Annotated in this window: 13 protein-coding genes; all 13 read left to right on the top strand. The window is 59.5% G+C overall.

Annotation, left to right across the window (positions count from 1 at the left end; genetic code table 11):
* Window positions 1-12 precede the first annotated feature (12 nt).
* The 13 genes from F787_RS16755 (at window position 13) to F787_RS15540 (ending at window position 16,657) form a co-directional block, all read left to right on the top strand.
* Window positions 13-921 carry a hypothetical protein gene (locus F787_RS16755; protein WP_155989592.1) on the top strand — a complete coding sequence of 303 codons (909 nt, stop codon included), beginning with the start codon at window positions 13-15 and terminating at the stop codon, window positions 919-921.
* On the top strand, window positions 918-2,930 hold the full coding sequence (locus F787_RS0106260; RefSeq protein ID WP_051246052.1) for a helicase-related protein: 2,013 nt from the start codon (window positions 918-920) through the stop codon (window positions 2,928-2,930). Before F787_RS16755 ends, F787_RS0106260 begins: the two co-directional genes overlap by 4 nt.
* A gap of 53 nt (window positions 2,931-2,983) precedes the next feature.
* Window positions 2,984-6,376: a MobH family relaxase gene (gene mobH, locus F787_RS16120; RefSeq protein WP_028491650.1), complete on the top strand. Its 3,393-nt coding sequence runs from the start codon at window positions 2,984-2,986 to the stop codon at window positions 6,374-6,376.
* Entirely contained in the window at window positions 6,373-8,229 is a 1,857-nt protein-coding gene (traD, locus tag F787_RS0106250; RefSeq protein ID WP_196801922.1) for a conjugative transfer system coupling protein TraD, read from the top strand. The genes mobH and traD overlap by 4 nt, the downstream gene beginning before the upstream one ends.
* A gap of 18 nt (window positions 8,230-8,247) precedes the next feature.
* Complete coding sequence (locus F787_RS0106245; RefSeq protein WP_028491648.1) at window positions 8,248-8,904, top strand: DUF4400 domain-containing protein; 657 nt, start codon at window positions 8,248-8,250, stop codon at window positions 8,902-8,904.
* A gap of 72 nt (window positions 8,905-8,976) precedes the next feature.
* Window positions 8,977-10,005: a CpaF family protein gene (locus tag F787_RS0106240; RefSeq protein ID WP_028491647.1), complete on the top strand. Its 1,029-nt coding sequence runs from the start codon at window positions 8,977-8,979 to the stop codon at window positions 10,003-10,005.
* Window positions 9,953-10,414, top strand: a complete 462-nt coding sequence (locus F787_RS0106235) for a TrbC/VirB2 family protein (protein WP_231373407.1) — start codon at window positions 9,953-9,955, stop codon at window positions 10,412-10,414. The genes F787_RS0106240 and F787_RS0106235 overlap by 53 nt, the downstream gene beginning before the upstream one ends.
* A 6-nt stretch (window positions 10,415-10,420) precedes the next feature.
* Complete coding sequence (locus F787_RS0106230; protein WP_196801921.1) at window positions 10,421-10,768, top strand: TrbC/VirB2 family protein; 348 nt, start codon at window positions 10,421-10,423, stop codon at window positions 10,766-10,768.
* A gap of 30 nt (window positions 10,769-10,798) precedes the next feature.
* Window positions 10,799-11,140, top strand: a complete 342-nt coding sequence (locus F787_RS0106225) for a VirB3 family type IV secretion system protein (RefSeq protein WP_028491644.1) — start codon at window positions 10,799-10,801, stop codon at window positions 11,138-11,140.
* Entirely contained in the window at window positions 11,134-13,620 is a 2,487-nt protein-coding gene (locus F787_RS0106220; protein WP_028491643.1) for a type IV secretory pathway VirB4 components-like protein, read from the top strand. Before F787_RS0106225 ends, F787_RS0106220 begins: the two co-directional genes overlap by 7 nt.
* Window positions 13,595-14,383, top strand: coding sequence for a DUF4141 domain-containing protein (locus tag F787_RS0106215; protein WP_196801920.1), 789 nt, complete (start codon window positions 13,595-13,597; stop codon window positions 14,381-14,383). The genes F787_RS0106220 and F787_RS0106215 overlap by 26 nt, the downstream gene beginning before the upstream one ends.
* A gap of 110 nt (window positions 14,384-14,493) precedes the next feature.
* Window positions 14,494-15,723 carry a hypothetical protein gene (locus tag F787_RS16750; RefSeq protein WP_028491641.1) on the top strand — a complete coding sequence of 410 codons (1,230 nt, stop codon included), beginning with the start codon at window positions 14,494-14,496 and terminating at the stop codon, window positions 15,721-15,723.
* A gap of 88 nt (window positions 15,724-15,811) precedes the next feature.
* On the top strand, window positions 15,812-16,657 hold the full coding sequence (locus F787_RS15540) for a type IV secretion system protein (protein WP_051246048.1): 846 nt from the start codon (window positions 15,812-15,814) through the stop codon (window positions 16,655-16,657).

Here is a 16,657-nt window from a genome sequence, read left to right as displayed (position 1 = left end):
GGAGATACAGCGATGTCAGGGACGGAAAACGAGAAGAAACCGGGTAACGATGAAGCAATGCCTGAATCGGCGAAGCCGGATCCCGTAGATTCTGACGAAACGGAGGGTCGTGAGGGTAATGATGGTGAGCGGCAACGTCGTCAGGAGGACAACGAAGCAATCGAACCCCCGGATGCCCTGGAAGACGGGGTCGAAGAAGAGGACCTGACACCTGAAGAAAGAACGGAGCGGCGTCGTGAACGATTCGTTCAGGGTGTCGAGAATGCGGTCATCCAGGTGCTTCCCGGGAAACGGGTGCTGATAGTGGCGGTCGTGTTTGCTGTTCTCTATGTCTTCAATTCCAACGAATTCGGGGAATGGCTTAATATGGAGAGCCCGACGGTCGCTGAACTTCGGGAATCCGGTGATCTGGAAACCCATCGAAGGGAGCGTCGACTGGAAATCGCGAACTCTTTCCCGGACTGGTCCAGGTTTCCCTATGAGGCCAACGTAGAAGAGGAGGCGGTCTTTTCGATTCAGGCATTCGTTGATCCGAACTGCCCGGTTTGCCGGCGTATGTTTGCGGAAACGGAGGATTTGAACGATGCCGGAATTTCCGTCGAGTACATCGTCGTTCCACGCAACCGTGGCAGCGAGCTCGGGTTTGAAACCGCCTCAACGATATATTGTGCCGACGACTCACGCGAGGCGTTCGAGATGGAGATGCGGGGGGAGACCTACTTGGCGGACGAATGCCCGTTGGGAGAAGTTCTGGACGGGTTTCACGACCGTATGGATGCGATGAATCCGGATGCCCGACGTCCTTACGCTGTCACCATGGCCGGGGAAGGTGTAAACCGAAGGCTCGAACCGGGTGAGTGGGTCGACCTGGCGATCGCGAGCATGATGGGCGATCTGGCCCCTCAGACCGCAGATCAATGATCGCAAAAGACGCTCAAGAGCCAGCATCGGCCGCCAAGGCTGTGGTGAAGCGGTCATCCTCATCGGGCGATCGTGGGCTCGGTCGGCTGAAGAGTTTCGGGGTTCAGGAGCTGTGGCAGGTTGCCCTGTTGCTGCCGGATGCATGGGACGACTTCCGGCAATGCTGGGACCGTTTCGAGATGCTGGCCCCTGGCGAGGGGTCCCGGGTGCTGGTCAGGGGGCGGATACAGAACCACCCATCGGTCAAATTCGAAGGCGGCCCGCCAAGAACATCGGTAATCATGGAAGACCCGGCGGGCGAAACCGTGGGCTTCACGCTGTTTGGCGACATTCGGGAAATGGATATTCAGCTGGACCATGGGGCCGAAATCCGTGCCTATGGCACGCTCGGGTCGTTCAAGGATATGCGCTGGCTTCAGAGCGCAGAGGTGGTTGGCAAAGAGTGGATCGGGCATCTTCGCCCCCGGTACCCCGGTAAAACACGGGTGATCAAGCCGGAGACGGTGCGGGAGCGTGTGATCCGGGAGCTGGACCATGCGATCCCCGAGGCGGCCCGGTGGATTCATGGTCAGGCGCTGGACGCGGCGCGCGCGGTCGGGGTCACCGTGTCGGCGACGGAGGCGGATGTGACCCGGTGGCTGTGGGAGGCGCACGCCCCGGAAAACCCGGAACAGGGCTACAGGGCGCAGTCGAAGCTGGAAATGCTGGCGGCGCTGGCGACGCTGTCCCGGGCCTACGATGCGAAGTCCGGTGGTGCGGAGGCGTCCGGCCTGGACCTGTCCGGTTGGCGGCATCGCCAATCCGGCGTGCCATTCGAGCTGACCGCGGAACAGCGGGACGCTCTGGAAAAGATCGAAGGACAGATGGTTTCCTCCCAGCCCCAGCGCCATTTGATATCGGGTGACGTGGGGACCGGCAAGACCGTCGTGTTTGCGCTGGCGGCCGCGGCGAACCATGACCTGGGGCATCACACGGCCATCATGCTCCCGAATGAGCCCCTGGCGACGCAGGTGGCGCGTGAGATGCGGGAGATGTGGCCCGATCTCAATATTTTCGAGGTCTCCGGCGGCCTGAAACCGGGCGATTGGCGCGAAACGGAAGGGGCGTGCGTGTTTGTCGGGACAACGGCCCTGCTGAGTCGGATCCCGGATCGGGATGCCGGCGACGTATCGCTGGTGATCGTGGATGAGCAGCAGAAGTACAGCGTGGATCAGCGTGAACAAATGGCCCGGCACGGAGCGCATGTGATCGAAGCCACGGCAACGTGCATTCCACGCACGATGGCGCTGGTCCGTTACGGCGCGGCTGAAGTCAGCCAGCTGCGCCAGTGCCATACGCCCAAGGAGATCGTCACCGAGATTTGCCGACATGCGGATTCCGAACGGGTCTGGCGCCAGGTCGCCAAAACAGTCGGCAAGGGGTATCAGGCCCTCGTCATCTATCCGTTGAAGGAGGACGACGAGGAAGGCAATCCGCAGGCGCTTCTGAACGCGGCGGCTGAATGGAAAGCCCTCTGGGGTGAACGCGTCAGCGTGATCCACGGGGCCATGACGACGGAGGAGAAGTCAGAGGCGCTGCGGCGGATGCGCGACGGGGAAGCGGACATCCTGCTCGGGACCACGGTGGTGGAGGTCGGCGTCAATCTGCCCCAGCTGCGCCACATCGTCATCACGGATGCCAGTCGCTACGGCGTGACGCAGGTGCATCAGCTGCGAGGTCGTGCGGCCCGCCAGGGTGGCAAAGGCCTGTGCAGCCTGATCATCCCCGACAAGGCCAAGGACCGCGTGTACGAACGTCTGTCGATCCTGGAGCGTACGCAGGACGGATTCGAGGTGGCCGAGCACGATCTGAAACTCCGCGGGTTCGGCAACCTCTCGTCGGACGAAGGGGCGAACCAGTCGGGGGCTGACGAAACGTTCCTGTTCGGGCGTACAATAGGCATCGACGTAGCGGACCGCGTCGCCGGGATCATCCAGCAACGCCTGGCGGAGCAAAGCGAAAGGAACTGACCCCCTACCGGAGGATGGCGGGGGGCTCGCAAGACCGGAAAAGGAGTTCGGTAGTGCTTCAGGGATGGGCAAGAAAAGCCGGGGAATGGAAACGCCGCATTCTGAGGAAGAAGCGGATCGAAACCCCGAGTGCCGGCGAGATAGAGCGCCAGCGCGGCATCAACAAGAGCAAGCCCGTCGAACAGCGCCCCTTTTCGCTCGAGGAAGACATTCCCCGATATCCCTCGTACATGGAAGGGATCCCGGCCGTTGGATATGTCACGGTCCTGCAGACGCAGAAGGAACTGATCCGCAAACTGCAGGAAGAGTTCGGGGCGCCCAATAAGGCCGAAAAAGAACATTTCAATCAGGCGCTTCGCAACTACGCGGCGATCGTCCATCTTCTGCCAGCCTCGGAATACGATCACCACGCAACCCCGGGCGGCCTGTTTCGTCATGGGCTGGAAGTGGCCCTGGCCGCGCTGCGCTCATCGAACTACTACTCCCCATTCGCGCGGACCGAGTACGCCGAGCGTCGCAAGCACCTGGAAGTGCGTTTCCGGTTCGCCCTGCTGGTGGGGGCATTGTCGCATGATATCGGCAAACCGATTACGGACATCAACGTCACCGATGCATCCGGGAGCATTCGGTGGAATCCCTTCAGCGCCTCGATTCCCGAGTGGGCGGAAAAGCACGGCATTGACCGCTACTTCATCCACTGGAACAAGGGGCGGCACAAGAAGCATCAACCGGCTTCCCTGACGCTTCTGAACGAGATCATGGGGCCAGGCGGGAAGGAGTATCTCGCGGAAGTTCCATCCGACATCTTCTCCAATCTCCTGGAAGCCATTTCCGGTGAGGCGTCCGCTCTCAACGTCCTCGGGCGGATTCTCAAGGAGGCGGACTCGAACTCCACCACGCGGGATAAATCCAGCGCCAAGACGGCCGACACCGGCGCGGCGATCCCGGTGGAGAAATACTACCTGGCTGCAGCGCGCAGCCTGATAGGGAGCGGCCACTGGAAGCCCAATAAGCCGGGGAGCCCGCTCTGGATCATCGACAATACGATGTACCTGGTGTGGCCGGCCGCGGGTGAACAGATTTCGAGCAGTCTGAAAGCGGATCAGGTCCGGGGAATTCCGCTCGACAGCGAAACCATCCTGAGTGAATTGGTCGATCGCAGTCTTGCGCGGCCGTTCGTGAACGAGCAGAACGAAACCCGGAAACTGTGGCCCATCGTGCCCGAAGTGCTGGCTCAGTCGGGCGGGCTCAAGTCCCCGTTGATGGCGCTCCGGCTGCAGTCGATGGAGGCGGTAACCGAGCACTCACTTCCATCGACCGAAGGTGCGGCGGGGGAGGAGGCCCTGGAGCGCCTTCAGGGTGGGAAGCCAAAACCGGCAGAAGGGGAAGCACCGGCCGGGACGGACGCGCCCGTGGCAGGACCCGAGACGGGCGCCACCCCCAGCGGCGAAGCACCGGCGAGCGAGGCGAGTGCCGCGCCGCCGGCGGAGGCGCCCACGACGGATACACCCTCCGAGAGGGCCGCAGCCCCCGATGTGCCACCCGAAACCGAAGCGGGCAGCCCGGGGGAATCCCGGCCTTCCACGGCAGAGGCTGGCGAAGCGAATACACAGGCCCCGTCACCGGCCAAGGCGCCGAAGACCCTGGCGGACCAGGAGCCGCCGCGCATCATTCCCGACGAGGACTATGTCGATTCCATCGACGGCGAACAGGTCCGTCAGGTATTCGAAGAGAACGGGCTGATCGGGAACATCCTCGCGGCTTTCGTCGATGACCTGAACGGCCTCAAGGAGCCTTGCGAAAACATCCAGACGGTTACCTACCAGGTAGGGGAGGACGCGGAGCAGAAGGAGCGGATCGTTGCGCTCGCCGTGCCCGGGTGGTTCCGGGACATCCATGACGATCGGGAGATCATCGAGCAGGAAGCGAAAGAAAGCGGACTTTTCTTCAAGAACGTGGGTGGCGGTCTCTCGATGCCGGGCAAGGACGGTGAGGAGGAAGAGTATTGGCGCTTGCGTTACCTGCCAAGCCAGGCCGTGCTCAGAATGGCTTCCCGGTACCGCCAGATGGTGAAGAATTTCCACGAAAAGGGGAAAAAGCCGAAAAAGAAGCCGGCCGCGAGCAAGAAACAGGACAGTGGCGCACAGGAAAAAGGTAAGCCGGCGGCGGCCAACGCCTCGAAGGGTGCGTCCCAGAAAGCTGCCAAGCTGGCGGGCACGGGGTCCTCCGGGGTTCAGGTTGGTGGTGGCAAGAACACCCCTGCCAGGTCGAAAGATGCCGAACAGTCCGGAGGGGACAGGGGTTCCACCGAGAAAAAGGCCCAGGCCACCGCCGAGTCTTCCGAGGAGATGGCGAAGACCGAGCCCCGTGAAGGCGCACCTTCAGACGCAGGCGTGGATGCGCACACGGAAGGCGTTGAAGGTGCTGAGTCGCCGGCAAAGCCGGGGAGCAATGCAGAGGGCGAAGCGTCGAGCGGGGCGTCCGAGGGGCCGCAGGACCCAACCGGGGATGACCCACAACACGCGGCCAAAGCGGCTTCGGTAACCGAGGACGAGAAGGAAGAACAGGACGCCACCTCCAAATCGGAGCCGTCCTCGCAGGGGGCCGGCCAGGGCCCTTCCACCCGAGGTGGAATCCAGTTTGGCGCGGCCCCGGAGAAGGCTCAGAAATCGGGCGGCAACACGTCGAACGAAACCATGACCATCGGAGGCGCCGGCGCGAAGTCCGCGACGGGGAAGCCGAGCCAGCCTCGCAAGGGCGCGACCGGCGGCGGAATCCGTCTGGGGGACCAGGCTGATCCACCACCAGGGGAGGCGCCAGGGGGCGACCGGGAAGTCGAACAGTCGAAAACCCAAGGGCAGGGGCATCAGAAAGGCCCGAGCCCGTCCGATGAAGCGAAGCCGGCCGAGGGCACCAAAAAGGCGCAGTCCGGATTTCACCCGCGCGGGAAGCGCAACGAGATCGCTCAACCCCCGAGTGGGGAATCACAGAAACCGCCCCAGCAGGCGAAGAGTGAACCCAAAAAGTCGGACGAAGGGGAAGCGAAGCCCTCGAAGGGAGGCGAAGAAAGCAAGGCGAAGCCAGAGAAGCGGGCCGGTCAGACCCCGAAGGGGAAGAAGCAACAGGCAACCGCCCAGGGCGGCGAAGGTGGTAAGTCAGCCCCCAACGCAGTTGGTTCAGAACAGAAGTCGGGGTCCATGGGCGAGGCGGGTTCAGCCCTTCGGTCGGTGGTCAAGGAGCGGTTCGAATCTGGATTGACCGAGATTTCCGAAACGGAGTTGATGGAGGCGGTCAATGAAATCTCGAGTCAGAAAATCCAGCGTGGCAAGTTGCGCAGCCTGGTGGCGGCCCGGTCGATGAATCTGAAGATGGAACGAATCGAGATGGAAGGGGAACAGCGAGGCTATCGGATTCTTGAGCACCCCGGGAGCGAGGATGCGTCATGATTTTTACCGCCAAGGATGAATACGAAGTACCGTTTCGCCCGAATTTCGAGCTCCGTTCGGCGATCGTGTGGTTGATCGCGGGTGCAGCAGCGGCGCTCATCGGGTTTGCCAGTAATGCTTCCTGGCCGATGACGGGGATGATGATGATCTTCATCCTCTCCATGGGGGTCTATCGGGGGATTCAGGCGTGGCCCCGGTGGGCGGAAATCCGCCGAATGAGGGATGCGACCCTGAAATTCATCGATGTGGATGGGCTACAGGAAAAGATGCAGCCCGGGAAAATCTGGCTCGGGCGGGGGTACACCTGGGACAAGGAGGCCGCGAACAAGGCGTATTCGGTGCTGCGCCGGGGGCCGAGCCAGGTTATCGGCAAAGAGCCGAAGATTAACCAGATTGGCGGGGCCTATTGGCTTCAGGGCTTGAAATACGCGCAGGACGTGTACGCCTCGGAGAAGTTTCTGGAGGGGCACACGGTGATTGTCGGGACCACCGGATCCGGCAAAACCCGTCTTTACGATCTCATCCTGACGCAGCTGATTTTGAAGGATCAGTGCGTGATCGTGATCGACCCGAAGGGTGACCATGAGCTACGCGAGAATATGCGGCGGGCCTGTGAACGGCTGGGGCAGCCCGAGCGGTTCGCGATGTTCCATCCGGCTTATCCCGACCGGTCGGTACGCTTTGATCCGCTGAAGAACTGGAACCGCGGCACGGAAATCGCCACGCGTATCACCGACCTCATGGCAAGTGACGGGTCCGATCCCTTCCGTGACATTGCCTGGAACGCACTGAACTCGGGGATACAGGGAATGATCGAGGTCGGCGAGAAGCCGAGTCTGCGAAGCATCCGTGCCTACATCGAGAGTGGTCCCGGGGACCTGATCGCGCGCGTCCTGCCCGTGCATTTCGAAACCTGGTCCTCCGACTGGAACCAGCGGTTCCGGATGTTCTGTTCGAACGAGGGCGAATCCGTGGATGCGGGGAAGGGCGCTTCGGAGCAGGACCAGCAGATCACGAAGATGATTGCGTTTTACACCGATGTTGTCGCGAAGACGCACCGTAGCTCGGTGGTCGACGGACTGGTGACGGCTTACACCCACAATCGCGAACACCAGCAGAAACTTCTCGCCTCTCTTGTCCCGGTTCTGTCGAAGATGACCGCGGACGTGCTCGATGAACTGCTAAGCCCGCGGTACGACGATCTGGAAGACGATCGACCCGTATTGGACATGGCGAAGGTGATTCGCGAGAACAAGGTCTTCTACGTCGGGTTGGATTCGCTGGCGGACAGTACGGTGGGATCGTCCATCGGCTCGATCCTGCTGGCGGACGCGGCCGCGGTGTCCGGCGATATCTACAACTACGGCGGGTACGGCGACGAAGGGGAGAAAAAATCGGTCTGGTTCTGCATCGACGAGGCTTCGGAGGTCCTGAATGAGCCGGCGGTCCGCATTCTGAACAAAGGCCGAGGATCAGGGATGCGGGCCTTGCTGGCGACACAGACGTTGTCCGACGTGGAGGTGCGGATGGGCGACAAGCCGAGCGCGCTTCAGGCCCTGGGCAACATCAACAACAAGATCATCCTGCGTCTTCAGGATGGAGACACGCAGGAATACATCGCGAAATCAATGCCCAAAATGAAGGTGGAAGACCTGCAGACCGGGTATCGGGAAGGAACCGGGGATTTCGGAGAGGTCCAAACGAGCCGTTCCGGGTACAGCGAAACGCTGGAGGCCGAAGAGCTTGAGGCGGTTCCTCCGCCGCTTTTCGGCGAGATCCCGAACCTGAATATCCTGGCGACACTCGCCGATGGGAGGATGATGAAGAGCGAAGTCCCCATCCTCCAATACTGACGAACGAAGGGAATCGTTATGCCAGGTCAGCCGACCTCTCCACAACAGCCGCTGTCCAAATTCCGGCTTGCCATCGCCATCGTACTGTTCCAGACGGTGACGTTGTTTCTGTTCGCCGGGCAGAGTTACATGCAGGGAATGCTGGACTTGGAGCGGACGCTGAATGCGGCCGTCATCGGCCCGGAGGCCGAGCAGGCGTACAAGGACCGGGCGGACAATGCGTTCATGTCGACAGTGGTGGATACCGGTATCCACGGAACCGTCAAGTCCTGGGCAGGCAGTATGGCTCAGGGTTTTACGATGGGCGGGGAGGCTGGCGATCCGCATGTCAGCGAGAGTGCGATCTGGGAACAGCTTCAGGTGTTTTGGCTTGCGATCTGGGCCATGTTCTACCGGCTGTTCTCGGTCGTTGACTGGCTTCTGATATTCATCCCGGTCGGTGTCGCTCTGGTCATGGATGCCCTGTATGGCCGCGAGCGACGGAAGTGGCAATACAGTCTCACTTCGCCCCTGAAGAATGAAACGTTCCGGCACATCGTAGGATGGTCGACCTTCGTGTTGTTTTATGCGCCCTTCAGCCTGGTGCCGATGCCGATGTGGATCGTGCCGGTGATAATGGGGGTTGGAATCAGTGCCTTCGGTGGTCAGCTTCGTTCGACACAGAAACGGGTCTAGTCATAGGAGCCGTCCCTCGGGTATCCTGACAGGAACGAAGGAACGTAGAAACCGACGCAGGGAGCGTGGTTCATGGATGACAAACAAATCGATCATGCAGCACACATGCTGCATCACTACTTGGCCGCCTTGGCGGAATACCTGGATGATCCCGAAGTCCAGGAAATCATGGTGAATGCGCCCGATTCCGTCTGGGTGGAACGGGCCGGCCAACTGTTCAAGGCCGATGTATCCGTCGATGCGAAGGCACTCCGGGCAGCCATCGTTCTGATGGGGCGCATGGACGACAAAGATGTCCGTGAAGATGGGCCCAACGCCATCATCGATACCCAGATCAAAGGTATGCGCGTCGCAGCCGCTCTGGCGCCGACCGCGCGGGCCGGTCACTCGATCTGTATCCGAAAGCATCGCGAAGTGCGATTTTCCCTCGACGACTACGCCCAACAGCTGGCGGAGTTCTCGATGGAGGGTGGGCATGAAGGGTTGCCCGAGCCGCAGCCTCCCCAGCACGACGGAGCCGGACTCAAGGAGTGGGTCGACTGGCTGATCCGCACGCGCAAGAACTTTCTTGTCTCCGGAGGAACCTCGTCCGGCAAGACGGCTCTGCTGAACGCCCTGTTGCAGCATATCCCTGAAGATGACCGCGTCATGGTGCTCGAGGACGTTCCGGAGCTCGACGTGGCGGTTCCGAACCAGGTGCGCGTCCAGACCAACGACCAGACGGGAATCGACATGCGCCGACTGCTGAAGCTGGCGCTACGGTACCGTCCGGATCGCATCGTGGTCGGCGAGATCCGAGGGGGGGAAGCCTTCGATCTGATCCAGGCGATGAACACGGGACACGATGGCGGTTGTTGCTCCCTGCATGCCAACAGCGCCGTCCAGGCCCTGAGCCGCCTGGAAACACTGATTCTGATTGCGGACGTCGGTTGGCCGTCTGACGCCATTCGCAATCAGATTGCCTCGACCATCGACTACGTGATCCAGATGGCACGTACTGGTGGCCGCAGGCACATTGCCGAAATCGTCCGTGTGGATGGCTATCACAATGGTCAGTTCCAGTTCACGGATGTATTTCGGTTTGAACCCGAAAAGGCCTGATGCTGGTGGAAACGACAAGGATGATCGAAAAATGTTGATGTTGAGTCTGATGATGAAGAGCTTCGGGGGCAACCTGAAGGAGTGGTTGAGCCGGCCGCAGACCTGGTTTGCGCTGAGTGTGGGGATGGCGATTCTGTTTCTGGCGGCGGATCCGGCGCTGGCTCAGGTGGGCGATAGCGAATCAATGCCGTGGGAGGGTCCGCTGCAGACGGTGACTCAATCCCTGTGTGGCCCGGTGGCTCAGGCGGCCGCGGTGATCGCTTTCGTCGTGACGGGGCTTCTCGTTGCGTTTGGTGAGCTGAATGGGATCTTCTCGGTGATGATGCGGGTCGTGTTCGGTCTCTCGATCGCTCTGTTCGCCGTGAATTTCATGGGTATCTTCGGCGTGACCGGCGATCTTGGGTGCTGATCCGCAATGTCTTCCTGGACGTTGATGGTCAACGCCGCATGGTCATCTCGGGCGCTGCTGATCGCGGCGCTCGGGATCGTCGTGGTCCTCTTTCCGGAGGTCGCTCTGGCGAGCGGCGGCCTGGAGGTTCCCTGGCATGAGACGCTGGTTGCAATTCGGGATTCCTTCTGCGGTCCAGTAGCAAGGTCGGGGATGATCATTGCTCTGGTCGTAACCGGTTTGACCCTCGCGTTTGGCGAGTTGAATGGATTGACGGCGATCGCCATCCGGTTGTTGTTCGGGATGACCCTGGCCCTGATGTCAGTCCAGTTTATCGGGATCTTCGGATTCAGTGATGCGGAATGCGGAGCCTGATGGTGGGAGTACGGACAGACGGTGGTGTTGATGTCGGAAGATGAAGGTGAATTTGATCCGAATGTGCTCCGGCAAACGCCGTTGCGGAGCAGTCTGATGGAAGGGAAGCGGATCGCTGGCGTCGAGGACAAGCTGGTGATCGCCAACGGGACCATCGCGGCCGCCATGATCATGGGCATGTATTGGTACTGGTGGATCGTGATTGCATGGCTGTTGCATCGCTTCCTGAAGCACATCTATAAGCAGGATCCGCAGGCCCGGATGGTGTATATGCGATACGCGAAGCAAGCGGATCGGTACGAACCGTGGCCCAGGATCAATCAGAAATCGGGCAAACGCCCCCAAGGATGGGATCGGGATACGCTGTGCTAAAGATCGACCGCGAAAGACCGGACGTGGGTTACCAGAACGCCCACGGCTCCCTGGCGCAATTTCTGCCGTGGATGGCCTTTCTGACCGATGACGTGGTCATGTGCAAAGATGGGTCTTTTCTGGTGGCCTTTTCATTCGAGGGCTTCGATACGGAAGGGGTTGATACGATCGAGATCAACACCCTTATGGAGCGTATTGAAGGGGCAACGGCCGCGCTCGAGCCTGGCGCGACCTTGTGGTGGACAACGCAGAGACGACAGATCGGCATGCAAATGCCGTCAAACGACATGGACAACCCGGGGTCTCGATACGTCGAGGCCGAGTGGAGCCGGAAACTGGGGGAATCCAGGGGTTACGTCCACCGAAATACACTGGCGATCAGTTTCCCTACAGAAGGGGGGACCGGGCGTTTCTTCAACGTCTATTCGCAGGCGCTTGCGCAAGGCGACAACATGATTCAGGCCGCCCAGAAGGCGGTGAAGATGTCGCTGGGGAGCAAAAACCGGTTGATGCTGGATGCTGAAGAAACGGCAAATCTGGTGACCCGCTTCGAGAATCAGCTTTCCCAGTTTGCCGCGGCTTTGACGTCACTGGGCTTGAGACGGCTGAGGGGGAAGGAGTTTGCGGCGATGCTGCAACGGTCGGTATCACCGGGCTCGGACCAGGAGCAGGTCGCCGCCGATTTCACCAGCACCTACCTCGATACTTTCCTCGGCGATGAAAGCCTGACGGTTCACGCTTCGTATCTCCAATTCGACGGCGATAGTACGCGGTACGGGGCTACCGCGTCGATCAAGGCCTGGCCGCATTTCACCCAGCCGGGCATCTTCGACGTGGTTCAGATGGCCGATGCGGAACTGGATTTCACCGTGACGTTTCGAACGCTGGAAACGGAAGATGCGAAGGCGTACATTGAGGACGTAAGGCGCCATAACGCCAATTTCTCGAAGTCACTCACAGGATATTTCAAGGAGGCGGTATCCCAGGGTGGCGAGGAGGCTACGCCGGATAACGCCCGACTCGTTCAGTTCAATGAGACGGATGATGCGCTCACCGATCTGGGTGCTGGCGGAACCGGGGGGTTCATGCTGGCAACCCTGACGGTATTCGGCAGAACGCCAAAGGATATGGAAAAGCGGTATGCCGAAACGATGAAACTGTTGCGCAAGCGACAATTCAACCTCCTGCGGGAGAAGGTGCATCTGCTCTCCGCCTGGACAGGCCATATTCCCGGTCAGCTGAAAGAGCCCGTCCGGTGGATGTTCGTGTCGGGGGAGAACTACGCGGACTGCCTGCCCGTTCGGGCCGTCAAGACCGGCGATCCGCATAACGCCTACCTGACTCAGCAGCGGGGAGTGGAAACCAGTGCGTTGACGACACTCGAGACCGAGGACCATATCCCGTACTTTTTCAACTGGCACGAATCGGATCTGCCTCACGGCATCGTGATTGGGCCATCCCGCTCCGGGAAATCGGTGCTGATGATGTTCCTGGCATCCCAGTTCAATCGGTACAGTCCGAGCCAGGTGTTCATCTTCGACAAGGACTTGACGTGCCGGATTCCTACCTACATGCACGACGGCAAGTATCTCTGGTTGAACCGTGAAGATGCGCCCATGAACCCGCTGGCCCACATCAATACCGAAGAGGACATGCGCTGGTTCGCGCAATGGGTGGAGATCCTGATCGAGTCCCGTGGGTACCCCATCAGCGCAGAGGACGAAAAGGAAATCTGGGAGACCATCAAGCAGGTGGTGCAGGCAAAGGAGAAAGGGTTCCAGGTATCCCTGGAGTCATTTGCGATCCAGCTTCGTCAGGAATTGTACGAGCAGCTGCAGTCGTGGATAGGAGATGGGCAGCGTTCGTCGCTATTCGACAATAAGGAGGATGCGCTGAGCTTCTCCCACTGGACGGCCATGGAGATGGGCGGTCTCTACGATGACCCGCGCGCCGCCCGGGCGTTTCTGGATTACGCATTCCATCGAATCTACCAGCGACTGGATGGGCGGCCGACGATGATCTACGTCGAGGAAGCGTGGTTCATGCTGGAAGACGAGCGGTTCGCATCCAAAGTCAACGACTGGCTCCGAACTCTGGCGAAGAAGAACGCGCTTCTGGTGCTGACGACGCAGTCGCTGGAAGAGCTGTCGAACTCCAAGGCGTTCGTCTCAATGGTGGATAACATCCCAAATCGGATATTTCTGGCGAACCCGAATGCGCGAGCCTCGGTGGATCTGTACACCAAGAAGTTCGGGCTCAACGACGAACAGGTCGAACGCATACGCACGGCGATACCAAAAATGCAATACTATGTCTGTACGCCGGGTGCAAGCCGGATGGTCGAGGCGCGCTTTCCGCCGGAGATCCTGACGCATCTCCGCTCGGACGGTAAGGCGCAAAAGGCGTTCGAGGAGGCCCGTGAGCATCATGGGGAGAACTGGAAGGAGCACTACCATGAAGTCATGCGAAGTAATTTTTAGCCGGAAGACCGGGATCGTGTTAGCGATGGTGGCCGTGATGTCTCTTGGCGCGGGCAAATTGTCGGCCCAATGGGCGGTAATCGATGGCACGAATCTGGTCCAGAACATCGAAAACGTGGTGGAGAATGCCCGGCAGTACGAGCAGATGATTCGGGAATACCAGACGCAGCTGGAGGAGTATCAACGCAATTTCCAGCAGCTTGAGGATTTCGGAGATGGTGTGAGCGGTGCGCGGGATCAGTACGAAGCGCACCGTCAGGCGGCCGAGGATTTGTACGGGTCTCTGCGGGAAGCTGACGAGTTCGTTGATGAAATATACCGCGATTTTGCGTTGAGCGACGTTGAAACCTGGGAGGAATACCACGAGATGCGTAGTCGGCAGGAAGAGCAGGGACAAGCGCGGGCGAGGAATCAGGCTCAGCATGCATCCATGATTCTCGACGATATCGACAACCAGTACCAGGAGATCGATCGATTCGAGAGTCAGGCCCGGACCATCGATGGGCAGACACAGGGGTATCAGCAGTTGAGCAGCCAGCTTGCCTTGATCTCTCGCCAGAACGCACAGGTGATTGAGTTGCTCTCCCAGCAGAACATTGAGGAAGGTGCGCAGCAGACAAAAGAAGAAGCGGCGGAAAAGGCCGTTCGCGAGCGGCGCAAGGAAGAAACGGAAGCGTACAAAGAGCGCGCTACCGAGAGGTATGAGGCCTCTAAGGAGCACTTCCGGGAAACCATGGAGGGGTTCGGTCTGGAGACGAACTGATCTCGGAAATCGCTGTATTCTTTTCAGTCGGGATGGGGTACTCGTGGCCCCTCCCACACCTCCAGACACCTGCTGGGTGAAAAGGAATTTAGATCAGGGGTAGCAGGATCATGTCGAGTGCAACGGGAAATTTGGCAGGGGACGTCACCGATATCCTGCACATGGTTCTTGCGCCTCTGGTGACGCTTGAGAGTTACGCCACCAGTGTCGCCGAGCGCCTTGGGGTGGTATCCACGACGCTGATGGATATTTTTCTGGTCATTGCGGTTGTGGTGATGGGAATTCGCTTCGCGGTTTCCAACTCCATGGTGGCTCAGGATATGTTCTTTGAGCTTTTTAAGTTCATTATATTCTGGTCGGCCATCTATTGGATGGTTGGGGAATACGATGAGCTGATTGGTCGTTTTTACGATGGGTTCCAGGTTCTGGGGCAGTCGATCGAGACTGCAGGGGCTCAAGAGATCGAAGCGAGAGCGTTGCAGGCCGAGATCCAGCGTGCCGAAGGTACGGATCGGGCGCTTCCCGGTACTCATGGGTATGAAGGGGAAATGGACAACGATGTTCCCGGTATTGGGGGCGTCCAGGGGCTCGGTTCACTGCTTCTGACGATAAACCATTTTTGGGAAAATGCGGACGCCCAGACCAAGGAGAATGTGGAGGGTATGGCGTGGGGCCTGCTCACTACATCGTTTGATCGATACTACACCATGGCCTATATCGCATCAGTGATGTTGATTGCTCAGGCTATTGTGGTGGTGTATGTCTTGATGTACTCCCTGGTAATGGTGGTGCTGTGGTTTCTGAAGGCGTTGGTAATCGGTATTGGCCCGCTGATGCTTGCAATGTTTGTTGTTCCCTACTTGAATTATCTGGCAGACGGGTGGGTTCGTTTGGCGATCATTACGGGGCTCATTTACACGATGCTCTCTTTGGCGATGACGGTTTATTCCGGGTTAATGCTGGGAGTGATCGCGGAGTCGTCGCTGGTGTCGGATATTGACTGGGACTCCCTGGACAATTCGGAAATCCGGGAGTTGGTGAATATTGCAGAATTCGTGCCTTTCGCAGTCATAGCGATTACCGGTGCGTTGTTGATGACCAAGATCCCGGCGTTTGTGGAGATGCTGGTGATGGGTCGCATGCTGGGCGCAACGATAGCCGGCGCTGCAGGCGCGGGCGCTGGAATGGCCGCAAAAGCCGGCGCCAAAGGCGGCGGTAAGGCCGGAAACGCAGCGGCCGGAGCGACCAAGGGGGGAGGTAAATTGGCATGGGGCGGGGCAAAGCAAATTAAACGAGGGGCTTCAGCCGCAGCGAAATACGCGCGGGGTCGCGGAGGTTAGTTCGGGATAGTGCCTTGCGACGATCGACGGCCATCCACAGTGGCCAAGATTGGGTCTGTTGGGACTTTGGAATGAAGGAAGCCAGAGGATGAAGTGGAATCTAGGGAAGGTAATCAGGTCGGTTGTCAAGAAACAATCGGAAGACCAGTCGACCGGTAACAGCGAAGAGGAGGTGCGCGAGCATCCAGAGGCCCCAGCGGCGGATCACGCGGAAGTCGCCCCCGAATCCGCGGGGAGGGGGGGCAGTGTTCAGGCCCAACCGGGGGAACCACCGGCACAATCACCTGCGGTTGCGCTCAATGCGAAGGCGATCAAACGTCGATTCCTTCACGCGGGCGCCCTGGAAGTCGAACGCAATCGGTACTTCACGGTCGCGATCGGGCTTATTCTGGCCCTGATCGCGATGGGAATCGCGATGGCGGGGATCGCGCCACTCAAAACCGTCGTCCCCTATGTCATCGAGACGGATGATATTGGGAGGACGGAGGCGGCGCTGGCTTCCGTGGAGGAGTTCGAGCCCAATGAGGTTCAGCTCCATTATTTCCTGGCGGAGTGGGTCAATCACATGATGGAGATCCGACCCGGAGTCACTCAGCATAATTTGCAGGAAGCGTTTCAGAAAACAACGGGTACGGCGCAGGACCAGTTCCGCAACCATCTGGAGGAATACGAGCCGCTGGAACGGGTTGTGGATAATCCGGAGAGGATTACGGAGGTAAGAATCCGGTCCATGAACCGGATGTCGGAGAACGCGATTCTGATACAATTCCGGACAATTACGCGAGAGCCCAACCAGGCAGATGAGGAGCAAGATTGGAGCCTGACGGCAAATTTCGATATTGCAACGCCTTCCTCGGAGGAAGAGATACTGCGAAACCCGATTGGGCTACAGATTGAGAATTTCGACCTGCGACAAGAAATGGGGAGCAATTAG

This window comes from Thioalkalivibrio sp. ALE19 (assembly GCF_000428605.1).
Lineage (GTDB): Bacteria > Pseudomonadota > Gammaproteobacteria > Ectothiorhodospirales > Ectothiorhodospiraceae > Thioalkalivibrio.
Note: the sequence above shows the minus strand (reverse complement) of the source record. Positions and strands in the feature narration are given on the sequence as shown.

What these genes read in the sequence shown, in the direction of transcription:
- F787_RS16755 (WP_155989592.1), top strand. Translation starts at nt 13, where the DNA reads ATGTCAGGGACGGAAAACGAGAAGAAACCGGGTAACGATGAAGCAATG.
- F787_RS0106260 (WP_051246052.1), top strand. Translation starts at nt 918, where the DNA reads ATGATCGCAAAAGACGCTCAAGAGCCAGCATCGGCCGCCAAGGCTGTG.
- traD (WP_196801922.1), top strand. Translation starts at nt 6,373, where the DNA reads ATGATTTTTACCGCCAAGGATGAATACGAAGTACCGTTTCGCCCGAAT.
- F787_RS0106245 (WP_028491648.1), top strand. Translation starts at nt 8,248, where the DNA reads ATGCCAGGTCAGCCGACCTCTCCACAACAGCCGCTGTCCAAATTCCGG.
- F787_RS0106240 (WP_028491647.1), top strand. Translation starts at nt 8,977, where the DNA reads ATGGATGACAAACAAATCGATCATGCAGCACACATGCTGCATCACTAC.
- F787_RS0106235 (WP_231373407.1), top strand. Translation starts at nt 9,953, where the DNA reads ATGGTCAGTTCCAGTTCACGGATGTATTTCGGTTTGAACCCGAAAAGG.
- F787_RS0106230 (WP_196801921.1), top strand. Translation starts at nt 10,421, where the DNA reads ATGTCTTCCTGGACGTTGATGGTCAACGCCGCATGGTCATCTCGGGCG.
- F787_RS0106225 (WP_028491644.1), top strand. Translation starts at nt 10,799, where the DNA reads ATGTCGGAAGATGAAGGTGAATTTGATCCGAATGTGCTCCGGCAAACG.
- F787_RS0106215 (WP_196801920.1), top strand. Translation starts at nt 13,595, where the DNA reads ATGAAGTCATGCGAAGTAATTTTTAGCCGGAAGACCGGGATCGTGTTA.
- F787_RS16750 (WP_028491641.1), top strand. Translation starts at nt 14,494, where the DNA reads ATGTCGAGTGCAACGGGAAATTTGGCAGGGGACGTCACCGATATCCTG.
- F787_RS15540 (WP_051246048.1), top strand. Translation starts at nt 15,812, where the DNA reads ATGAAGTGGAATCTAGGGAAGGTAATCAGGTCGGTTGTCAAGAAACAA.